The 21,348-nt window shown below is 71.0% G+C and carries 20 protein-coding genes; 9 read left to right on the forward strand and 11 right to left on the reverse strand.

Annotated features, from left to right (window positions below):
- Nucleotides 1-67: 67 nt before the first annotated feature.
- The 8 genes from QM699_RS12420 to QM699_RS12455 form a co-directional block, all read right to left on the reverse strand.
- On the reverse strand, nt 68-667 hold the full coding sequence (locus QM699_RS12420; RefSeq protein WP_415011412.1) for a superoxide dismutase: 600 nt from the start codon (nt 665-667) through the stop codon (nt 68-70).
- Nucleotides 668-755: 88 nt separating this feature from the next.
- Nucleotides 756-1,118, reverse strand: coding sequence for an Mth938-like domain-containing protein (locus QM699_RS12425; RefSeq protein WP_415011413.1), 363 nt, complete (start codon nt 1,116-1,118; stop codon nt 756-758).
- The gene (gene secF / locus QM699_RS12430) at nt 1,118-2,095 is read right to left on the reverse strand and encodes a protein translocase subunit SecF (RefSeq protein WP_415011414.1); all 978 of its coding nucleotides are present in this window, start codon (nt 2,093-2,095) and stop codon (nt 1,118-1,120) included. The genes QM699_RS12425 and secF overlap by 1 nt, the downstream gene beginning before the upstream one ends.
- Nucleotides 2,096-2,105: 10 nt before the next feature.
- Nucleotides 2,106-3,770, reverse strand: a complete 1,665-nt coding sequence (secD, locus tag QM699_RS12435; RefSeq protein ID WP_415011415.1) for a protein translocase subunit SecD — start codon at nt 3,768-3,770, stop codon at nt 2,106-2,108.
- 48 nt (nt 3,771-3,818) lie between these two features.
- On the reverse strand, nt 3,819-4,154 hold the full coding sequence (gene yajC / locus QM699_RS12440; protein WP_415011416.1) for a preprotein translocase subunit YajC: 336 nt from the start codon (nt 4,152-4,154) through the stop codon (nt 3,819-3,821).
- Between the two features lie 110 nt (nt 4,155-4,264).
- The gene (locus QM699_RS12445) at nt 4,265-4,954 is read right to left on the reverse strand and encodes an ABC transporter permease (protein WP_415011417.1); all 690 of its coding nucleotides are present in this window, start codon (nt 4,952-4,954) and stop codon (nt 4,265-4,267) included.
- The gene (locus tag QM699_RS12450; protein WP_415011418.1) at nt 4,944-5,633 is read right to left on the reverse strand and encodes an ABC transporter permease; all 690 of its coding nucleotides are present in this window, start codon (nt 5,631-5,633) and stop codon (nt 4,944-4,946) included. The genes QM699_RS12445 and QM699_RS12450 overlap by 11 nt, the downstream gene beginning before the upstream one ends.
- Before the next feature lie 12 nt (nt 5,634-5,645).
- Nucleotides 5,646-6,410, reverse strand: a complete 765-nt coding sequence (locus QM699_RS12455) for a transporter substrate-binding domain-containing protein (protein WP_415011419.1) — start codon at nt 6,408-6,410, stop codon at nt 5,646-5,648.
- A 172-nt stretch (nt 6,411-6,582) separates the two neighbouring features.
- Here QM699_RS12455 and QM699_RS12460 point away from each other — a divergent pair, with 172 nt between their 5' ends.
- Together QM699_RS12460 and dacB are read left to right on the forward strand one after the other, a co-directional pair.
- Nucleotides 6,583-7,185, forward strand: a complete 603-nt coding sequence (locus tag QM699_RS12460) for a nicotinate-nucleotide adenylyltransferase (protein ID WP_415011420.1) — start codon at nt 6,583-6,585, stop codon at nt 7,183-7,185.
- Nucleotides 7,182-8,660: a D-alanyl-D-alanine carboxypeptidase/D-alanyl-D-alanine-endopeptidase gene (dacB, locus tag QM699_RS12465; protein WP_415011421.1), complete on the forward strand. Its 1,479-nt coding sequence runs from the start codon at nt 7,182-7,184 to the stop codon at nt 8,658-8,660. The genes QM699_RS12460 and dacB overlap by 4 nt, the downstream gene beginning before the upstream one ends.
- A 102-nt stretch (nt 8,661-8,762) precedes the next feature.
- Here dacB and QM699_RS12470 read toward each other — a convergent pair whose 3' ends face one another.
- Nucleotides 8,763-9,200, reverse strand: a complete 438-nt coding sequence (locus QM699_RS12470; RefSeq protein WP_415011422.1) for a tellurite resistance TerB family protein — start codon at nt 9,198-9,200, stop codon at nt 8,763-8,765.
- Between the two features lie 208 nt (nt 9,201-9,408).
- Here QM699_RS12470 and QM699_RS12475 point away from each other — a divergent pair, with 208 nt between their 5' ends.
- The 7 genes from QM699_RS12475 to phoB all read left to right on the forward strand — a co-directional run bounded on the left by QM699_RS12475 (nt 9,409) and on the right by phoB (nt 17,813).
- Nucleotides 9,409-11,043: a mitofilin family membrane protein gene (locus QM699_RS12475; protein WP_415011423.1), complete on the forward strand. Its 1,635-nt coding sequence runs from the start codon at nt 9,409-9,411 to the stop codon at nt 11,041-11,043.
- An 11-nt stretch (nt 11,044-11,054) separates the two neighbouring features.
- Complete coding sequence (locus QM699_RS12480; protein ID WP_415011424.1) at nt 11,055-12,566, forward strand: heme biosynthesis protein HemY; 1,512 nt, start codon at nt 11,055-11,057, stop codon at nt 12,564-12,566.
- A 319-nt stretch (nt 12,567-12,885) separates the two neighbouring features.
- Nucleotides 12,886-13,836, forward strand: coding sequence for an aldo/keto reductase (locus QM699_RS12485; protein ID WP_415011425.1), 951 nt, complete (start codon nt 12,886-12,888; stop codon nt 13,834-13,836).
- Between the two features lie 48 nt (nt 13,837-13,884).
- Nucleotides 13,885-14,265, forward strand: coding sequence for a DoxX family protein (locus tag QM699_RS12490; protein ID WP_415011426.1), 381 nt, complete (start codon nt 13,885-13,887; stop codon nt 14,263-14,265).
- A gap of 71 nt (nt 14,266-14,336) precedes the next feature.
- Nucleotides 14,337-16,151 (forward strand): M3 family oligoendopeptidase, encoded by a 1,815-nt coding sequence (locus QM699_RS12495; protein WP_415011427.1) that lies wholly within the window; start codon nt 14,337-14,339, stop codon nt 16,149-16,151.
- A 254-nt stretch (nt 16,152-16,405) separates the two neighbouring features.
- The gene (gene phoU / locus QM699_RS12500; RefSeq protein ID WP_415011428.1) at nt 16,406-17,107 is read left to right on the forward strand and encodes a phosphate signaling complex protein PhoU; all 702 of its coding nucleotides are present in this window, start codon (nt 16,406-16,408) and stop codon (nt 17,105-17,107) included.
- 10 nt (nt 17,108-17,117) lie between these two features.
- Nucleotides 17,118-17,813, forward strand: a complete 696-nt coding sequence (gene phoB, locus QM699_RS12505) for a phosphate regulon transcriptional regulator PhoB (RefSeq protein ID WP_415011429.1) — start codon at nt 17,118-17,120, stop codon at nt 17,811-17,813.
- A 187-nt stretch (nt 17,814-18,000) separates the two neighbouring features.
- On the opposite strand, the gene serS is transcribed toward phoB, so the two are convergent.
- Both serS and QM699_RS12515 read right to left on the reverse strand, forming a co-directional pair.
- The gene (serS, locus tag QM699_RS12510; RefSeq protein WP_415011430.1) at nt 18,001-19,293 is read right to left on the reverse strand and encodes a serine--tRNA ligase; all 1,293 of its coding nucleotides are present in this window, start codon (nt 19,291-19,293) and stop codon (nt 18,001-18,003) included.
- An 87-nt stretch (nt 19,294-19,380) separates the two neighbouring features.
- A complete protein-coding gene (locus tag QM699_RS12515) occupies nt 19,381-21,252 on the reverse strand; it encodes an ABC transporter ATP-binding protein (protein ID WP_415011431.1) in 1,872 nt (623 codons plus the stop codon).
- Nucleotides 21,253-21,348: the final 96 nt, after the last annotated feature.

The raw sequence follows: 21,348 nt of genomic DNA on the forward strand, positions 1-21,348 counted from the left end.
TTGCAGGACATTGCCGCGTGTGGCGCCAAGGGCGGGCGGTTCGCCGCCCTTGGACCGGCGGGGTGGCTCAGAGCGCGCCCGCGACCTTTTCCCAGTTCACGAGCTTGTCGAGGAAGTTCGTGAGATAGGCCGGGCGCTTGTTGCGGAAGTCGATGTAGTAGGAATGCTCCCACACGTCGACGCCGAGCAGCGCCTGCTGGTTGAAGCAGAGCGGGTTCACGCCGTTCTCGGTCTTCGTCACCTTCAGCGCGCCGCTCTCGTCCTTGACGAGCCAGGCCCAGCCCGAGCCGAACTGGCCGGCGCCGGCGGCGGAGAAGTCTTCCTTGAACTTGTCGACCGAGCCGAACGCTTCGGTCAGCGCCTTTTCAAGGTTGCCCGGGATCTTCACCGGGGTGGGCGACATCCACTCCCAGAACTTGCAGTGGTTCCAATGCTGCGAGGCATTGTTGAACAGGCCGTTCTGCGCGACGGCCCCCTCCTGGTAGGTCCCCTTGACGATCTCCTCGACCGACTTGTTCTCCCACTGCGTGCCCGCGATCAGCTTGTTGCCGTTGTCGACATAGGCCTTGTGGTGGATGTCGTGGTGGAACTCGAGCGTCTCCTTCGACATGCCGGACGCGGCGAGCGCGTCGTGGGCATAGGGAAGCTCCGGAAGTTCGAAAGCCATCTCGTTTTCCTCGCTGGTTGGTCGTCTTGGGCAGGGAACCCCGCCGTTGTTATAGTCCGCGGTTCCGCCCGCGAAAGGCCCGAACGCCTCAGATCGGCATCAACGCGGCCGCCACCCGCCGCCCTTCGCCGAGCAGCACGTTGTAGGTCCGGCAGGCCGATGGCGTCGCCATGACCTCCACCCCCGGCCCCCGCGCCTCGAGCGCCGACCGCGCGGCGGCAACGCGTTCGGGCAGCGGGCCGACGCTCGGCCCGACACCCAACAGGAGAACGTCGAAGCTCTCGGCGCGTTCCAGGAACGGCGCAAGGTCGGGCAGCCCGTCCCATGCAACGATCCCGTCGGGCAGCAGGGCGAGCGGCCCCACGTGGACCGCCCCCCGCACCCGGAAGCCGCCCGCGCCGTAGCCGTCGACCGGAATCCGGCCGTCGAAGCTCACCTCGAAGGTGCGCATCAGGCCTTGGCGCCCTTGAGCGCGGTCCCCGCCTTCTTGTCGGTCGAGCCCCAGTCGCGCTTGACGCCGAAGTAGATCACCACCGCGCTGGCGACGTAGATCGAGGAGTACGTGCCGACCAGCACGCCGAAGATCACCGCGAACGCAAAGCCCGACAGCACCTCGCCCCCGAAGAAGTAGATAGCGAAGAGCGCGATCAGCGTGGTGGTGGAAGTCATCACCGTGCGGCTCAGCGTCTCGTTGAGGGCGATGTTCATCACCTCGGGCAGCGGCAGCTTCTTGTACTTGCGCAGCACCTCGCGCACCCGGTCGAACACCACCACCGTGTCGTTGATCGAGTAGCCGAGCACCGTCAGGATCGCCGCGATGATCGTCAGGTCGAACTCGATCTGCAGCAGGCAGAAGATGCCGACGGTGACGATCGCGTCATGGATCAGCGAGGCGACGGCGCCGAGCGCGAACTGCCATTCGTAGCGCATCCAGACGTAGATGCCGATGCCGACGAAGGACAGCACAACGGCGAGCACGCCGTTGCGCACCAGCTCGGACGAGACCTTGGCGCCGACGCTGTCGATCTGCAGGAACTGGATGCCGGGGAAGCTCTGGCCGAGGCCCTCCTTCACCTTCGCCACCAGCGCCTGCTGGCTGTCGGGATCGTCGCCCGAGATGCCGAGCCGCATGAGCAGCAGGTGCCGGCCCTGGCCGCTGTCGTCCGAGATGTTCGTGACCGCGACGTCGCCGACGTCGAGCTTGCTCAGCGCCTCGCGGAACTGGCCGACGGGAACCTCGTCCTGCGTCTGCACCGTCGCGATGGTGCCGCCGCGGAAGTCGACGCCGTAGTTGAGGCCGTGGGTAAAGAACAGGACGATCGACGCGATCATGCCGATCGCGGAAACCCCGAGCCAGACGCGCATCGCTGTCCGGCTGAAGAAGTTGATCTTGGTCTCGTCGGGGACCAGTCGCAGGCGCCAAGCCATTCTCGTCTCCTCAGACCGTGATCGTCTTGGGCCGGCGCCGGTTGAACCAGAAGCCGACGGTGATCTGCGTCACGTAGACGGCGGTGAACACCGTCGAAATGATGCCGAGCGCCAGCGTCACCGCGAAGCCCCGGATCGGCCCCGTGCCGAGGTAGTAGAGGATCACCGCGACGATGAGCGTCGTCACGTTGGCGTCGATGATCGAGGACATCGCCCGCTCGAAACCCGCGTCGATCGCCCGCGCCGGCCCGCGGCCCGCGCGCAGCTCTTCTCGGATGCGCTCGTAGATCAGCACGTTCGAGTCGACCGCGACACCGATCGTCAGCACGATGCCGGCGATGCCGGGCAGCGTCAGCGTCGCGCCGATCAGCGTCATCATCGCCATGATGAGCGTGACGTTGATGACCAGCGCGAAGATCGCCATCCAGCCGAACCAGCCATAGCTCGCCACCATGAAGGCCGTGACCGCGACGAACGCGACGAGGGCGGAGAGGCCGCCGGCGTTGATCGAATCCTGCCCGAGCTCCGGCCCGATGGTCCGCTGCTCGAGCACCTTGATCTCGGCGGGCAGCGCGCCGGCGCGCAGCAGGATCGCGAGCTGGGTCGACTGGTCGACGGTGAAGTTGCCGGTGATGATGCCCGAGCCGCCGGCAATGTGCGACTGGATGACCGGGGCCGAGATCACCTGGTTGTCGAGCACGATGGCGAACGGGCTGCCGATGTGCTCGGCGGTGTACTGGCCGAAGGCGGCGCCGCCCGAGGGGTTGAAGCGGAAGGTCACGGAGGGGCGGTTGTTCTGGTCGAAGGACGGCTGGCTGTCGACCAGCTGCTCGCCCGTCACCACCGGGCGCTTGTCGACCACGTAGAAGATGCCCGGCTCGTCCATCGACGGCAGCACCTCCTGCTCGAGGCCGGGGCGGACGTTGGGGTCGCTGGTGCGGTTCGCCACCGGATGGAACGACAGGCGGGCGGTCTTGCCGATGATCTGCAGCAGTTCCTCGGCCGAGCCGATGCCGGGCACCTGCACGAGGATGCGGTCGGTGCCCTGCCGCTGGATCGACGGCTCGCGCGTGCCGCTCTCGTCGACGCGGCGGCGGATGATCTCGAGGCTCTGCTGCATCGTGCGCTGGTCGAGCGCGGCCTTCTGCGCGTCGGTGAGCGTCACGACCAGCTGGTCGCCGTCGGCCCACGCCTGGAATTCGCGCCCCGACGATCCGGTGAGCGAGAAGACGGGCTTCGCCACCTCGTCCACCGCCTTCAGCGCCGCGTCCATGCCGGCGGGCGTGCCGATGCGGATGCGCAGCTCCTCCGGCGTGCCGTCGAGCCGCCGCACGCTGCCGACCTGATCGCGCAGGTCGCGCAGCTTGTCGCGCAGGTCGGGCCAGAGCCCTTCCAGCTGCTCGGCGTGGACGTCCTCGGTCTGGACCTGCACCAGCACGTGCGCGCCGCCGCGCAGGTCGAGGCCGAGGTTCACCAGCGCGTGCGGCAGCCAGACCGGCCAGCGGCCTTCCGCAGCGGCCATCTCGTCGGTGAGCGTCTGGCCGCGCTCCACCTCCTTGCGGGCGTCATTCGCCCCCTCGACGCGCGGATAGAACAGATTCGGCAGCACGATGATGAAGCCGATCACGCACACGGCGAGGATCAGGAGCTTCTTCCAGGTGGGGGTATGCAGCATGGAACGGGGCGTCTCCAGGCGGCGGCCGCCGGGCCGCCGCGGGCGGGATCAGGCGTCGTTGGCGGCCGGCTCGGTCTTGCTCAGCACCTGGGTGAGGGTCGACTTCACCACGCGGACCTTGACGTTCGGGGCCAGCTCGACCTCGACCTCGCCGTCGGCGACCTTCGTCACCTTGCCGAGCAGGCCGCCGCCGGTGACGACCTGGTCGCCACGGCGCACCGCCTCGATCATCGCGCGGTGCTCCTTCACCTTCTTCTGCTGCGGCCGGATCATCAGCACGTACATGATGACGAAGATCAGGACGATCGGCACGAAGCTGATGAGGCTGCTCGCAGCGCCGCCGGGCGCCGCAGCGGCCTGCGCGAAAGCAGGCGATGCGAACATGTCGTTTCCTTCCCTGGCCGAGCGGGCGGCCAGTCCACCCCGCCCCCCTGAAAAACCGCGCGGACCCTAGCCGCGCGCCCCGGGATTGGCAAGGCGAGTTGGGCCGGCCCCTACCGCGCGACCGCGAGATGGCGCAGGTAGCGGCCTTCCAGCCGGCGGAAGATCAGGACGAGCCCGAAGGTGATCGCCATGTAGAGCAGCGCGGCGGTCACGAATCCCTCGTAGGCGAGGTAGAACTTGGCGTTGAGCGTGCGCCCCGCCCCGAGGATGTCCTGAATGGTGATGACGCTCGCCACCGCCGAGCCGTGCAGCATGAAGACCACCTCGTTGCCGTACTGCGGCAGCGCCCGGCGCAGCGACGAGGGGACCTGGACGAGCCACGTCACCATCGACGGCCGGAGGCCCAGCGCCCTGGCCGCCTCGATCTCGCCCTTCGGCGTGGCCTCGATGGCGCCGCGCAGGATTTCCGTCGCATAGGCGCCGGAGTTCAGCGAGAAGGCGATGACGGCGCACCACCATGGATTGCGCAGGAATTCCCAGGCCCAGCTCGCGCGGATCCAGCCGAACTGCGCCAGCCCGTAGTAGATGAGGAAGGTCTGCACCAGGAGCGGCGTGCCGCGGAACAGGTAGACGTAGGCGCCGAGCGCCGGCGTCACCCAACGCACCCGGCGGGCGCGGGCCAGCCCCGCCGGCAGGCCGATCAGGAAGCCGACCGCCACCGCGATCGCGGTCAGCTCCAGCGTGATCCAGACGCCGCGGGCGAACAGCGGCCAGTTGGCGAGAACGAGGTCAACGCGCATCGGCGATCCCCCGCGTCGCCCGCCGCTCCAGCCGTTCCAGCGCCAGCGACGAGACCCAGGTGATGAGCAGGTAGACCGCGAGCACCACGATCAGGAACAGGAAGGGCTCGCGCAGGGTCTTGCCGACGTCGTTGGCCCGGCCGACGAGATCCTCGAGGCCGATCACCGAGACCACGGCGGTGGATTTCACCAGCACCTGCCAGACGTTGGCATAGCCGGGCAGCGCGAAGCGCACCACTTGCGGCAGCATCACCGTCCGGAACACCGCGAGGCGGTGCAGCCCCAGCGCCTTGCCCGCGTCCGCCTGCCCGCGCGGCACGGTGAGATAGGCCCCGCGGAACGTCTCGGAGAGGTATGCCCCGTAGAGAAAGCCGATGGCCAGCACGCCCGCGAGGAACGGCGGGAGGTCGACCGCCGGCAGGCCGATCGCGTCGAGGGCCGTGTTGAGCAGCCGCTGCCCGCCGAAATAGACGAGCAGCAGCATCACGATGTCGGGCACGCCGCGCACCAGCGTGGTGTAGGCGAGCGCCGCGCCGTGCGCGACCGGCGAGGCCGAGAGCTTGCCCGCCGCGCCGAGCGCGCCAAGAACGGTGGCGAGCAGCAGCGCCGAGAGCGCCAGCGCCACGGTGACGAGCGCCCCGGTCAGGAGGATCGGCGCGTAGCGGAGAAGATCCCCCATCGGCGCGGCGGCTCAGTCGTCGCCGTAGATGTCTTGGGAGAAATACTTCTTCTCGATCGCCTGATACGTGCCGTCGGCGCGGATCGCGGCGATGGCGGCGCTGAACCTGTCGCGCAGCGCCGTGTCCTCCTTGCGGACGCCGATCGACGCGCCGGTGCCGTGCACCGCCGGATCGTAGTGGTCGCCGCCGAGGAACGCGAAGCCCTGGCCGGCCGGCGTCTGCAGGAATCCGGCGTCGAGGGCGATGCCGCTCGCCATCACCGCGTCGAGCCGGCCGGCGCCGAGGTCGAGCACCATCTCGTCCTGCGTGCCGTAAAGCTGGAGCTGGGTGTCGGGATAGTGCGCCTCCATGAACGCCTGATGGATCGTGCCGCGCTGCACCCCCACCGTCTTGCCGGCCAGCCCCTCGGGCGTGTCGGTCAGGCCCGAGTTGGCGGCAGCCACGAAACGGTTCGGCTCGCGGTAGTACTTGGCGGAGAAGTCGATCACCTGCTTGCGCTCGTCGGTGGCCGACATGGACGCCATGATCGCGTCGCACTTCTTCTCGAGCAGCGCCGGGATGATGCCGTCCCAGTCGACCTTGCGCAGGTCGCAGGTCTCGCCCATCTGCTTGCAGAGCGCCATGCCGATGTCGATGTCGAAGCCGACGACCGAGCCGTCGGCCGCGGTCTCGGAAAACGGCGGATAGGCGCCCTCCACGCAATAGGTGAGGGCGAGCGCCGGGGACGCGGCGGCAAGGCCCGCTGAAAGCGCCACGGCGCGGATCATGCGCTGCATGAGGTTCGGCTCCCTGTCGGTTCTGTGACGCCCGAGCGTAGCCGCAGCATCCCGCGCGTCAAGCCGCGGCGCAGCGGGGTTCACCCTACGTCAGGCGCCGGATCGACGCGGATTGACAGGAGCCCCGCGCTTGGTCGCAATCTCGCCCGAAAGACGCGAGAGGGAGAGAGCCGTGCTGCCAGGCGGACCCGCGGCAACCCCGGGCCAGCGCATCGGCCTGCTGGGAGGATCGTTCGACCCGCCGCACGCCGGCCACGTCCACATCACCCGCCGGGCGCTCACCGCCTTTGGCCTGGACGCGGTGTGGTGGCTGGTGACGCCGGGCAACCCGCTGAAGCCCGACGCCCCGGCCGACCTCGAGCGGCGCATGGCCGCGGCGCGCGCGCTCATGCGCCATCCGCGGGTGCGCATCACCGACCTCGAGCGCCGGCTCGGCACGCGCTACACCGCCGCGACCCTTGCGGCGCTGCGCCTGCGCTATCCCGGGGTGCGTTTCGTCTGGCTGATGGGATCGGACAACCTTGCGTCGTTTCACCGCTGGGACCGCTGGGAGGAGATCTTCGCGACGGTGCCGGTCGGCGTGCTGGCGCGCCCGGGCCAGCAGCTGCACGCCGGGCTCTCGCCCGCGGCGCGGCGCTTTGCCCGGTGGCGCGTGCCGCAGGCCGGGGCACGCAGCCTGGCGCTCCAGCAGCCGCCGGCCTGGTGCCTCTTGAGCGGGCGGATGCTCGACCTGTCGTCGAGCGGCCTGCGGGCGCTCGGGATCTGGCGGCGGTGAGGACCACGCGGCGGAGCCTGCTGATCGCCGGGGCGGCCAGCCTCGTTGCCGCCCGCGCACGCGCCGCCGACGAGGACCTCCGGCCGCGGCCGCGCGCGCCGGGTGGAACCGGCGGCTCCGGTGGCGGCCCGGGCGCGGCGCCCCCCGACTCGCTCGACGCGATCTTCGCCCGCTCCGGCCTGCGCCCGTCGACGGGCTTCGTCGTCGTCGATCTCGAGACCGGCGCGACGCTGGAGGCCGAGGCGCCCGACGTGCCCCGGCCGCCGGCCTCGGTTCAGAAGATCGTGACCGCGCTCTACGCCCACGAGACGCTCGGGCAGGACTATCGCTTCGCCACCCGGCTGCTCGCCACCGGGCCGATCGGCGGCGGCCGCCTCGACGGCGACCTCGTGCTCGCCGGCGACGGCGACCCCACGCTCGACACCGACGCGCTCGGCGCGCTCGTGGCCGGCCTTCGAGCCGGCGGGGTGGCGGCGGTCGCCGGGCGCCTGCGGGTCGCCGAGGGCGCGCTGCCGGTCAGCGAGGCGGTCGACGACGCGCAGCCGGCCGATGCGGCCTACAATCCCGGCGTCTCCGGCCTCAACCTGAACTTCAACCGCGTCTTCGCCGGCTGGAAGGCGGGGGGCGACGGCCTCGCCTTCAGCGCCCCCGGCGAACGCTTCGAGGTGGCCGTCGACGGCATCCGCGGCGAGGCGGCCGACGTCGCGTTGCCCGCCCGCCGGCTGACCGACGACGCGGAGATCTGGACGCTGCCGCGCGCGGGAATGCGCCGTTCGGGCAGCCTCTGGCTGCCGGTGGCGCACGCCGGCCGCTACGCGGGCGAGGTCTTCCGCGGGCTGGCAGGCCAGCGCGGCCTGATCCTGCCGCAGGCCGAGCGGGTGTCCGCGCCGCCGGCGGGCGCGCTGGTCGGCCTCGGGCTCAGCCCGCCGCTCGACACGATCCTGCGCGACATGCTGCGCTTCTCGACGAACCTCACGGCCGAGGTCGTCGGCCTGCGCGCCAGTCAGGCGCGGGGCCTTGCCCCGGCGGGCTTCGCGCCCTCCGCCGCGGCGATGGCGGGTTGGGCCGGGGGCCGCGGGCTCGACCCCGCGCATCTCGTCAACCATTCCGGCCTGAGCGGCGCGGCGCGGGTCACGCCCGCGGCGCTCGCGCGGTTCCTGCAAAGCGCCGCGCCGACGGCCCTGCCGGAGCTGATGCCGTCCCGTCCGATCCTCGACGACGCGGGCAAGCCGGCGGAGATCGACGTGACGGCGCGGGTGAAGACCGGAACGCTCGACTTCGCCAGCGGCCTTGCGGGCTATCTCACCGGGCGGCGGCGGCTCGGCTTCGCGATCCTCGTCGCCGATCTCGACCGCCGTGCCGCCCTCGGCCCGGCCGAGCGGGCGGACCCGCCGGGCGGCGACGCCTGGACGGCGCGCGCCCGGCGGCAGGAGCAGGCGCTGCTGAGGCGCTGGGCCCGGGTCTATGTGGGGTAAGAGCGTCTGCGAAGACGTGGCAAGGCCGGCGCGGCCACACGCGAAGCATCCGGCAGTGCTTTGAATCCCGAGGGATTCGCCTTCAGATACGTCGCGGCCGCCTCACTCGACCGGCAGGCGGCGGTGGCGGGCGGCGCTGCCGCGCTCGATCGCCGCCGCGTGCAGACGGTCGATGTCGAGTTCCTCGCGCAGCTCGAGCAGATAGCGCAGCTCGGCCTGGAAGGCGTGGCCATCGGCTGCGGCAACGTCGCAGCAGAGGGCATAGGCGGTCTCGCGCATCGCCGCGGGCAGCGCGTCCCGCATCAGGCCGAACAGCGCGTCGAGGCCGTCCTCCTCGGTCAGCAGGTCGAACACCGTCTCGCCGATCACCCGCACCCGGTCGGTGTCGTAGCCCTCGAAGATCGGCAACGTCTCGATCATCCGGCTGATCGACAGGATCTCGCGGGTGGTCGGGTTTGCGTCCGACGCGGAAACGCCCACCATCGCCGCGACGAGCGCGTCCTGCGGGCTGAACGAGGGGAAGTCTTCCGTTTCGGTCATTTCGGTTGCCCCGGGGCTGGCGAGAGCCTCGTATAGGGGCGCCGGAGGCACCCGGCAAGCGCCGCCTCGGGCACCGATGCCCCCCCGTGGCGGGGCCGCGCGGCCGGGGCAGGTGGCTCGCTTGTGGCGCCCGCGCGCTTCGCCTAGTCTGGCTCCGATTTTTATCGCGGCGCACCGGCGCCGCACACCGATCGGGGACGGGGGATCAATGGCTAGACGGAAATCCGACGGGGCCGGGAGCCGCGCAGACGAGCCGACGCAGGACGCGCCGCCGCAGGACGCGCCGCCGCCCGACGTTGCGTCGGACGACGTCGGCCCGCTGCCGACGGCCGGCGCCGAGTCGGCGCCGGTGCCGGAGGAAACCGGCTTCGAGGGCGGCCCCGTGGCAGAGACCGAGGCCCTCGCGGCCGAGGCCTTCTCGACCGAGGCACCCGCGACCGAGGCACCCGCGACTGAGACCGTCGACACCGCAGCCGCCGGGATCGGCGACGTGACGCCGGACGCCGGGCTCGTGCCGCCCAACCTCTCGGAGCCGGCCGAGCCCGCCTCGCCGGAGGCCGAGGCGCCGCTCCACGCTCCCGAGGACACGGCGAGCGTCGAGCCCGAGGCCGACCGCTGGTCTGTTTCCGGGCCCGTAGCCGAACCCGAGCTTGCGGCAGAGCCCGAGCCTGCGGCGGAGCCGGTGGCCGCGCCGGTACACCATGACGGCCACGACGACGAGGAAGAGAGCGGCACGTCGGTCGCCGCCTGGGCGCTCGGCATCCTGCTGCTCCTGCTCGCCGGTGCCGCGTTCGGCACCTGGGCCGCGCCGAAGATCGCGCCCGCCCTGCCCGCCGGGATGAAGCCGGTGGCCGACTGGCTCGAGCCGGGCAAGGCCGACGCGGAGGCCGAGATCGCCGCGCTCCGGGACGAGCTGGCGGGGGTCGAGGCCAAGCTCGGCGCGGTGCCCTCGTCGGGCGATCTCGACGCCCGCATCGGCGCGGCGGTCGCGCCAGTGGCCGACAAGCTCGGCGCCGACCTCGCGACCCTGCGCCAGTCGATCGACGCGAGCGGCGGCACCGAGGCGCGCCAGCAGTTCGACTCGCTCACGGCCGACCTGAAGAACCAGGCCGCCCAGCTCGAGACGCTGAAGTCCGACTTCAGCGGCGCCGCCGGGCAGGTCAGCGGCGACGTGAACGTGTTCAAGGCCGATATCGACGGGATGCGCGCCGAGATCGAGAGCCTGCGCGCGCAGGTGAGCGGTCAGGCGTCGCGGCTCGACGAGGTGGCCAGGAGCGCCGAGGCGCGTGTCGCCTCCGCCGAACAGCAGGTGGCCGAGACCGAGCAGAAGGCCACCACCGCACTCGACGCCGCCCAGGCAGGCGCCCAGGCGGCGCTGATCCGCGCCGCCGTCGCGAGCGGGGCGCCGTATGGCGAGCCGGTCGCGGCGCTCGAAAGCCGCGGCGTGACGGTGCCGCCGGCGCTCGCGGCCGGAGCGCAGGCCGGCATCCCGACGCTCGCGTCGCTGCGCGACGGCTTCCCCGCAGCGGCCCACACGGCGATCCAGGCGAGCATCCTCGCCGCCGCCGGCGACGGCGTACTCGCCCGCGCCAACGCCTTCCTCAAGGCGCAGGTCGCCAGCCGCTCGCTGAGCCCGAAGCAGGGGCCGGGCACCGACGCGGTGCTGTCGCGGATGGAGGACAAGCTCCGCCACGACGATCTCGCCGGCGCGCTGGCCGAATCGCAGGGGCTGCCCTCGGAGGCCGCCGCCGCCATGAGCGGCTGGCTCGACAGCGCGAAGCTGCGCCTCGGCGCGACCGACGGACTGGCGGCGCTCGCCTCGTCCCTTCCCGCCACCAACTGAAGGCCAACGCGATGCTCTGGTCCATCTTGAAGATCCTCGCGTTCCTCGCCATCGCGGTCGCCCTCGCCTTCGGCGCGAGCTGGATCCTCGCGACCCCCGGTCAGGTGACGATCGCCTTCGACGGGCGCGAGTTCACCCTCACCCCGATCGGCGCGCTCGTCGGCCTCGTGGTGCTGCTGGCCGCCGTGTTCGTGCTCCTGAAGCTGCTCGGGCTGCTGCTCGCGGTGATGCGCTTCCTGCTCGGCGACGAGACCGCGATCAGCCGCTATTTCTCGCGCAACCGCGAGCGCAAGGGCTTCTCGGCCTATTCCGACGGGATGCTCGCGCTCGCCTCGGGCGACAGCAAGGGCGCGCTCCGCAAGGCGCAGCGTGCCGACCGGCTGCTCGACCGGCCCGAGCTGACCAAGCTCCTCGCGGCGCAGGCGGCCGAGATGGGCGGCGATCGCGACAAGGCGTTCGATGCCTACAAGCAGCTCCTGCCCGACGACCGCACCCGGGCCGCCGGCATCGAGGGTCTGGCCCGGCTGAAGCGCGACGAGGGCGACCTGCCCACCGCCATGGCGCTCGCCAAGAAGGCCGTGGCGCTGCGGCCCGACAACGAGCGCATGCTGCGCATGCTCTTCGACCTGCAGACGCGCCAGCATGACTGGGCCGGCGCGCGCGAGACGCTGACCTCGGCCATGCACGCGCGCCAGCTGCCGCGCGACGTGGGGACCCGGCGCGATGCGGTGCTCTCGCTCGCCGACGCGCAGGCCGCGGCCGCCGCGGGCAACCAGGCGGGTGCCGACGAGGCGGCCATCCAGGCGAACCGGCTCGCGCCGACGCTGATCCCGGCCGCGGTCCTCGCCGCGCAGGCGCAGGCCCGCACCGGCAACAAGCGCAAGGCCACGCGCATCCTCACCACCGCCTGGGCCGGCACGCCGCACCCGGACATCGCCGAGGCGTTCGCCGGGCTCGAGCCGGACGAGACCCCGGCGCAGCGGCGCAAGCGCTTCGCGACGCTGGTCTCCGCCGCGCCCGGCCGGCCGGAGAGCCGCATGGTCGAGACGGCGCTCGCCATCAAGGCCGAAGACTTCCCCGCCGCCCGGCGCGCGCTCGGCAGCCTCGCCGAGGACGAGCCGACGGCGCGCAATCTGACGCTGCTCGCGGCGATCGAGCGCGGTCAGGGCGCGCCCGACGCGGTGGTCTCGGGCTGGCTCGCCAAGGCGATCACCGCCTCGCGCGGACCGCGCTGGGTCTGCACCAACTGCACCGGGATCCAGGCCGCGTGGACGCCGGTCTGCGAGCATTGCGGCGCGTTCGACACCCTCGACTGGCGCACGCCGCCGCACGCCGAGGATCAGGACCTCGCGGAAGCGGCAATGCTGCCCCTCGTCACCGGCACCCTCGACGAGCCGCCGGCGGCGGCGCCCGAGGCCCCGGCCCCGAAGGCCGACGTCCGGCCGGACGGCCGCTCTCCCGAGGTGGAGGACGCGGTTCTCGCCAGCGTCGCCGACAACGCCCGAGTGGCCGGCGCCAACTGAAGACGCCTGACGACCCCGGCGGGCAGGATGCCCGCCGGCCGGCCCGGCCCTGCCCGAGCCACGCGCGCCAAAGAAATCGCGCCGGCCCCGAAGAGGCCACGGCGCCGCCCGGCGCAGTCCCACGAACTCCAGAGGCTGTTTTTCGCGATCCCGGGGCGTGACGAGCCCCGAAGGACGACCCGGCAAATATCTCGGCGAAGTCCCTCAGACGCCGTATGCGAAACAGAGGGTTCCCGCCCGCTGCCCTGTCCAGCACCTCCCGAGGGTTGTCCCGGCGCGCCAAAACGCTAGTTTGCGCTGCAACAAAGGGAGACGCTCGATGCAGACCAGAGCCCTTGGCAGCACCGGATTCGACATCGCCCCGCTGGTTTTTGGCGGCAATGTCTTCGGCTGGACAGCAAACGAGGCCGAAAGCTTTCGGCTTCTGGACGCGTTCGTCGACGCCGGGCTGAATGCGATCGACACCGCCGACGTCTATTCGTCGTGGGCGCCCGGCAACGCGGGCGGCGAATCCGAGACCATCATCGGCAACTGGCTGGCCCGCGACCCGGGCAAGCGCGAGCGCGTCGTGCTCATCACCAAGGTCGGCTCGGACATGGGCCAGGGCCACGTCGACCTGTCGGAGGCGTGGATCCTCGAAGCGGTGGAGCAGTCGCTCCGCCGGCTGCGGATCGAGGCGATCGACGTCTATCTCTCGCACTGGCCCGACGCGCGCACCCCCCACGCCGAGACGCTCGGCGCCTACCAGAAGCTGCTCGAGCAGGGCAAGATCCGCTCGATCGGCGCCTCGAACCTCGACGCCGCCGGGCTTGCGGAGGCGCTGAAGGTCGCCGACGAGACCGGCCTGCCCCGCTACCGCGTGCTGCAACCCGGCTACAACCTGCTGGACCGCAAGACGCTCGAAGGCCCGCTCCTCGACCTCTGCCGGGCCGAGAACCTCGGCGTCATCACCTACTTCTCGCTGGCGAAGGGCTTTCTCTCCGGCAAGTACCGCAGCGAGGCCGACCTCGGCAAAAGCCCGCGCGGCGGCGGCGTGAAGGACTATCTCACCCCGCGCGGCTTCGCGATCCTCGGCGCCCTCGATCAGGTCGCGGCCCGGACGGGCGCCGCGCCTGCCGAGATCGCGCTGGCCTGGATCGCCGCGCAGCCCGGTGTCACCGCGCCGATCGCGAGCGCGACCAGCCTCGACCAGCTCGCGAGCCTCGTGCGGGCGGCCGAGCTGACCCTCTCGACCGAAGACATCGCGATCCTCACCCAGGCGAGTGCCTGACAAAAAACGCCCATGCACACCGCAAAGGGCTAGCCAAAGGACAGTGACATGCGACAGCTTCAGGCTTACGCCCCGATCGTGCTCGGGATCCTCCGCATCGTGACCGCGCTGCTCTTCATCGAGCACGGCACCGCCAAGCTGCTGAACTTCCCCGCCAGCGAGATGCACCCGCCGCTGTTCTCGCTCTTCGGCCTCGCGGGCGTGCTCGAGATCGCCGGCGGCGTGCTGGTGCTGATCGGCCTCTGGACCCGGCTCGCGGCCTTCCTGCTCTCCGGCCAGATGGCGATCGCCTACTGGATGGTTCACGCGCCGCAGAGCTTCTTCCCGGTCAACAACGGCGGCGACGCGGCGATCCTGTTCTGCTTCGTCTTCCTCTACTTCGTCTTTGCGGGCCCCGGCGCGTTTGCACTGGACAACAAGCGCGCGTGATCCGCACCGACCTCGACAGCCCGCGGCGAAGACCTTAAGTCTCGCCGCGAGCTTCGAGGAGGACCCGACGGATGCACCCGACCCTGACCCGCGACGCCCGCGACCCCGCCGGCGGCGACGACCTCGGCACCCTGCCCGTCTGGGATCTCTCCGACCTCTACGCCGCGCCCGACGCTCCCGAGATCGCCCGCGATCTCGACTGGCTGGCGGCCGAGGCGCGCAGCTTCGCCGCCGACTACGAGGGCAAGCTCGCGACGCTCGACGCGGCCGGCCTGCTGGCGGCGATCCGGCGCAACGAACGCATCGACCAGGTGGCGGGCCGGCTCGGCAGCTATGCCGGGCTGCGCTACTACCAGCTCACCACCGACGCGGATCGCGCCAAGGCGTTCGGCGACATCCAGGGGCGCCTCACCGACGCCTCCGCGCCGCTGGTGTTCTTCTCGCTCGAACTGAACCGCATCGACGACGCCCGCCTCGACGCACTGCTCGCCGAGAACGCCGATCTCGCCCGCTATCGGCCGATCCTGGCGCGCATCCGCAAGATGAAGCCGCACCAGCTCTCCGACGAACTGGAGCGCTTCCTCCACGATCAGTCCGTCGTCGGCGCCACCGCGTGGAACCGGCTGTTCGACGAGGCGATGGCGGGCCTCACCTTCGAGATCGACGGCGAGGAACTTGCGATCGAGGCGACCCTCGACCGGCTGAGCGATCCCGACCGCGCCAAGCGGCAGGTGGCGGCCGAGGCGCTGGCCGGCGTCTTCACCGAGAAGCTGCCGTTCTTCGCCCGCGTCACCAACACGCTGGCCAAGGAAAAGGAGATCGAGGACCGCTGGCGCAAGTTCCCGAACCCGCAGGCCTCGCGGCACCTCGCGAACGACGTCGAGCCCGAGGTGGTGCAGGCGCTGCGCGATGCAGTGGTGGCCGCCTACCCGAAGCTCTCGCACCGCTACTACGCGCTGAAGGCGCGCTGGCTCGGCCTCGACAAGCTCGCGGTCTGGGACCGCAACGCGCCCCTGCCCAGGGACGACGACCGCAAGATCGCGTGGCCGGAAGCGCGCGAGACCGTGCTCGCCGCATACGGCGCGTTCGATCCGCGCATGGCCGAGCTGGCGCAGCCGTTCTTCGACAAGGGCTGGATCGACGCGCCGGCGACCCCGGGCAAGGCGCCCGGCGCCTTCGCGCATCCGACCGTGACGGACGCGCACCCCTACGTGCTGCTCAACTACCTCGGCAAGACCCGCGACGTGATGACGCTCGCCCACGAGCTCGGCCACGGCGTGCATCAGCGCCTCGCGGCCGGGCAGGGCGAGTTCCTGTCCTCCACGCCCCTCACGCTGGCCGAGACCGCCAGCGTCTTCGGCGAGATGCTGACCTTCCGCCGGCTGCTCGCGGGCGCGCCGGACGCCAGGGCGCGCAAGATCCTCCTCGCCTCCAAGGTCGAGGACATGATCAACACCGTGGTGCGCCAGATCGCGTTCTACGACTTCGAATGCCGCGTCCACGCCGCCCGCCGCGAGGGCGAGCTGACGCCGGACGATCTCAACGCCATCTGGATGGGCGTGCAGACCGAGAGCCTCGGGCCGGCGTTCGACTTCATGCCGGGCTACGAGACCTTCTGGACCTACATCCCGCATTTCATCCACTCGCCGTTCTACGTCTATGCGTATGCGTTCGGCGATGGCCTGGTGAATGCGCTCTACGCGGTCTACGAGGAGGGCGACCCGGGCTTTCGGGACAAGTATTTCGCGCTGCTCGAAGCCGGCGGCTCGCAGCACCACCGCGAACTGCTCGCGCCCTTCGGCCTCGACGCCAGCGACCCGACGTTCTGGGACAAGGGCCTGTCGCTCATCTCCGGCATGATCGACGAGCTGGAGGCGATGGAGTAGGCCGCTCCCTTTCGCCCACGACGCGCGCGTCCGGCAACAGCCGGAAAAGAGGACTCTGCGCGCACCCGCGCGCGCCTTGTGGCGGCAAAGGCTGCCTCCCCGGCCGGGCGCGGACGACAGCTCGGGCCAGGGGCTGCCAGCGTCACGAAACTGTCCCATATCTGTGGCAAGGCAGGCGCGCCCGACTCGGTGGACGCGCCCGACTCGGCCGACGGACACGACTCGCGGCCCGCTTGAGGAGCTGACCAACCGCCATGGTGCACATCGTCTCGGCCTTCGATGAGGAGCTCGTCCAGCTCCAGGCCCGGATCTCCGAGATGGGCGGGCTCGGCGAGGAGCTGCTCTCCCGCGCGCTCGAGTCGATGCAGGGGCGCGATGCCGGGCTCGCGCGCACTGTCATCGAGCGCGACAAGGTGCTCGACGCCATGGAGATCGCCGTCGAGGAAAGCGTGGTGAAGCTCATCGCCCAGCGCCAGCCGGTCGCCTCCGACCTGCGCGTGCTGATCGCCGCGATGAAGATCGCCTCGACGCTGGAACGGATCGGCGATCTGGCGAAGAATGTCGCGAAGCGGGCAATCCCGCTGTCGTCCGCCCGGCCGATCAAACCCACCGCGTCGATCGTCCGCATGGGCCGCCAGACCCTCAGCCAGCTCTCGGACGTGCTGAACGCCCACGCGGCGCGCGACGTGGATCTGGCGGTGCAGGTCTGGAATCAGGACGTCGAGCTCGACGAGATGTACAACGCCATCTTTCGCGAGGTGGTGACGTACATGGTGGAGGACAGCCGGCTGATCGGCGCCGGGGCCCAGTTGATGTTCATCGCCAAGAACCTCGAGCGGATCGGCGACCACAGCACCCATATCGCCGAGATGGTCTACTACATCGCCACCGGCAAGTCGCTCGGCGACGACCGCCCCAAGGGCGAGCCGGCCGGCATCGAGTTCGTGCGCGAGTAAGGAGGTCAGGATGGCAGCCAAGGTTCTGGTGGTCGAGGACGAGGAGGCCATCTCCCACCTCCTCGCGTACAACCTCGAGAAGGAGGGGTTCAGCGTGCGCGTGGCGGGCGACGGCGACGAGGCGCTCGTCGCCTTCGACGAGGAGCGTCCCGACATCGTGCTGCTCGACTGGATGCTGCCGAACGTCTCGGGCATCGAAATCTGCCGGCAGCTCCGCGCCCGCCCGGCGACGCGCGACCTGCCCGTCATCATGCTGACCGCCCGCGGCGAGGAGGAGGACCGGGTGCGCGGCCTCGACGTCGGCGCCGACGACTACGTGACGAAGCCGTTCTCGATGTCCGAGCTGGTGGCACGGATGCGCGCGGTGCTGCGCCGCTCCGCCCCGACGCTGGCCGGGGACGTGGCGACCTTTGCCGACATCGTGCTGGACCGGCAGCAGTGCCGCGTCCGCCGCGGCAAGCGCGACATCCACCTCGGCCCCACCGAGTTCCGCCTGCTTGACACGCTGATGCAGCGGCCGGGGCGGGTCTACTCGCGCGAGCAGCTGCTGGATCGGGTCTGGGGACAGGACGTCTACGTCGAGATCCGCACGGTCGACGTCCACATCGGCCGGCTGCGCAAGGCGCTCAACCGCAGCGGCGAGCGCGATCCGATCCGCACGGTGCGGTCGTCGGGGTATGCGCTCGACGAGACCTACGGGGCCTAGCGCCGCGCGGGTTGCGGCGTCGCGACGCCTCCGGCGGGAATATTTTCAGCAAGAGGAAGGCCAGGCGCCGGCGCCCGCCGCGGCGGCGCCAACCACGCGGCAGCGCGCCCCCTTCCGGTGACAGGAGGCACGCGCGTCGGCTCGCGATCAGGGACGCTGCGGCGTTAACCGCGATCTCGCCTCAGCGTCAGGCGAGATCGCCCGTCGGCGTAAGCTGGCTGCGGCCACCGAGGTAGGGCCGGAGCGCCTCGGGAAGCGTGACGGACCCGTCCGCCTGCTGCCCGTTTTCCAATATGGCGATCAGCGTCCGGCCGACCGCGAGACCCGAGCCGTTCAGCGTGTGGACGAATTCCGGCCGGGCGCCCTCCTCGCGACGGAAGCGGGCATTCATCCGCCGCGCCTGAAAGTCGCCGCAGTCCGACACGGACGAGATCTCGCGATAGGTGCCCTGCCCCGGCAGCCAGACCTCGAGGTCGTAGGTGCGCCGCGAGCCGAAGCCCATGTCGCCGGTGCAGAGCACGATGACGCGATAGGGCAGCCCCAGCGCCTGCAGGATCGCCTCGGCGCAGCCGACCATGCGCTCCTGCTCGTCGCGGCTTTCCTCCGGGCGGGTGATCGACACCATCTCGACCTTCTCGAACTGGTGCTGGCGCAGCATTCCGGCGGTGTCCTTGCCGGCCGAGCCTGCCTCGGAGCGGAAGCACTGGGTGTGCGCCGTCATCCGGAGCGGCAGGCGCGCGTCCTCGACGATCTGGCCGGCGACGAGGTTGGTCAGCGTCACCTCCGACGTCGGGATCAGCCACCAGCCATTCGTCGTCTGATAGCTGTCCTCGGCGAATTTCGGCAGCTGGCCGGTGCCGAGCATCGCCTCGTCGCGCACCAGCACCGGCGTCCACATCTCGGTCAGGCCGTGCTTTTCGACGTGGGTGTCGAGCATCAGCTGGGCCAGCGCCCGATGCACCCGCACCAGCCCGCCGCGAAGCACGACGAAGCGCGCCCCCGAGAGACGCCCCGCCGCCTCGAAGTCGAAGCCGGCCTTCGCCGCGGGGATCTCGTAGTGCTCGAGCGGCTTGCCCTCGAACGCCCGCGGGGTGCCCCAGCGGCGCACCTCGACGTTGCCGGCCTCGTCGGCGCCGTCGGGCACGTCGTCGTAGGCAAGGTTCGGGATGCCCATCAGCAGGTCGCGCAGGGCGGTGTCGGCAGCGCCTGCCTCGGCTTCGAGCCGGCCGATCTCGTCCTTCTTGTCGGCGACGAGCGCGCGCAGCCGCTGGAATTCGGCCTCGTCCCCCTTGGCCTTCGCGGCGCCGACCTCGCGGCTCGCGGCGTTGCGCTCGGCAAGGGCCGTCTCGGCGGCGGCGATGCGCGCCCGGCGGCCCTCGTCGATCGCGAGGATGTCCGACGACACCGGCGCCAGCCCGCGCCGCGCGAGCGCGGCGTCGAAGGCATCGGGGGCTTCGCGGATCAGGCGGATGTCGTGCATGGGCTCGGGCCTTCGGCGGTTGCGGCCGGGGTTATCGCCGACAACCGCCGGGATGGGAAGCGCCTTGCCGCGCCCCGCGGTGCGGGCTCATTCCGCTGCGCTCGTCACAGGCTCGCCCGCGACCTCGGGCGAGAGGTCGAGGAAGCCGCCCGACTGCCGCGACCAGAGCCGGGCATAGAGGCCGCCCGCGGCGAGCAGCTGCTCGTGCGGGCCCTCCTCGACGATCCGGCCGCGGTCGAGCACGACGATGCGGTCCATCCGGGCGATGGTCGAGAGCCGGTGCGCGATCGCGATCACCGTCTTGCCCTGCATCACGCCGTAGAGCGTTTCCTGGATCGCGGACTCGACCTCGGAGTCGAGCGCGCTCGTCGCCTCGTCGAGCACGAGGATCGGCGCGTCCTTCAGGATGACGCGGGCGAGCGCGATCCTCTGCCGCTGGCCCCCCGACAGCTTCACGCCGCGCTCTCCCACATGCGCGTCGTAGCCGGCGCGCCCGCCGCCGTCCTCGAGGCCGAGGATGAAGTCGTGCGCCTCGGCCCGCTCGGCGGCGGCCACCATCTCGGCCTCCGAGGCATCGGGCCGGCCATAAAGGATATTCGCCCGCACCGAGCGGTGCAGCAGCGAAGGATCCTGCGTCACCATGCCGATCCGGCTGCGCAGCGAATCCTGCGTGACGGCGCGGAGATCCTGGCCGTCGATGCGGATCGCGCCGCCCTCGGCGTCGAAGAAGCGGAGCAGCAGGTTGACGAGCGTCGACTTGCCCGCGCCCGAGCGCCCGACCAGCCCGACCTTCTCGCCCGGCCGGATCGTCAGCGCCACGTCGGCGAGCCCGCCGGAGCCGCGGCCGTAGTGGTGGCGCACGTGATCGAAAACGATCTCGCCCGCCGTCACCCGCAGTTCGGTCGCGTCGGGCGCATCGGTCAGGTCGACCGGCTGGCCGATGGTCTCGAGCCCCTCGCGGATCACGCCCACGTTCTGGAACAGCGACGAGAGCGACCACATGATCCAGCCGGTCATCGCGTTCAGCCGGAGCGTCAGGGCCGACGCGGCCGCAACCGTGCCGATCGACGCGTTCCCGCCCTGCCAGAGCACCAGGGCGAGGCCAATCACCGCGACGATGAGCAGACCGTTCAGCACGGTCAGCCCGAGGTCCATCAGCGTGATGACGCGCATCTGGTCCATGAAGGTGCGACGCGCGTGCTCGATCGCCTCGTCGGCGTAGGCTTCTTCCGTGCGGGTGTGGGCGAACAGCTTCACCGACTGGATGTTGGTGTAGCTGTCGACGATGCGGCCGGTGATCGCCGAGCGCGCGTCCGAGAACGCCTTCGACGCCCGCCCCACGCGCGGGATCGTCCAGGCGACCAGCCAGACGTAGAGCCCGAGCCAGACGACGAGCGGCAGCGCGAGGCGCAGGTCGGTGCCCGACAAGAGCCAGAGCGCGCCGGCGAGGTAGACGATCGCATAGACGATGGCGTCGAAGGTCTGGAACGTCGCCTCGCCCACCGCCGGCGCGGTCTGCATCATCCGGTTGGCGATGCGCCCGGCAAAGTCGTTCTGGAACCAGCCGACCGACTGGCGCAGCACGTGCCGGTGCGCCCGCCAGCGCACGATGGTGCCGACGTTCGGCATCAGCGACTGGTTGAGCAGGGCCGCCGAGACGGTCTGGATCAGCGGCCGGGCGACGAGGATGAAGGCCGCGACGATCAGGAACTCGACGCCATGGCGCGTCCAGACCTCGGCAGGCGCGGTGTCGCCGAGCACGTCGACGATGCGGCCGGCGTACCAGATGAGCCAGATCTCGACCAGCGCCACGGCAAAGACCGAGACGATGGTGAAGGCCATCACCTTGCGGGCGGGCTTCAGGTAGGCGTTCAGGAACGGCCAGAGCCGGGAGGGCGGCGTTTCGCGCTCGGCGTAGGGCGCGTAGGGGTCGACGAGCGCCTCGAAGAAACGGAACATGCGGGGAGACCCTGAGACGGAGAGCGAGGCAGTGCAGGAAGCGCGGGCCATCCGGCCCACTGGTCCAGGCCGGTCAGATCAGCGCGGAGGACCAGG

This window comes from Amaricoccus sp. (assembly GCF_047602525.1).
Taxonomy (GTDB): Bacteria; Pseudomonadota; Alphaproteobacteria; order Rhodobacterales; family Rhodobacteraceae; genus Amaricoccus.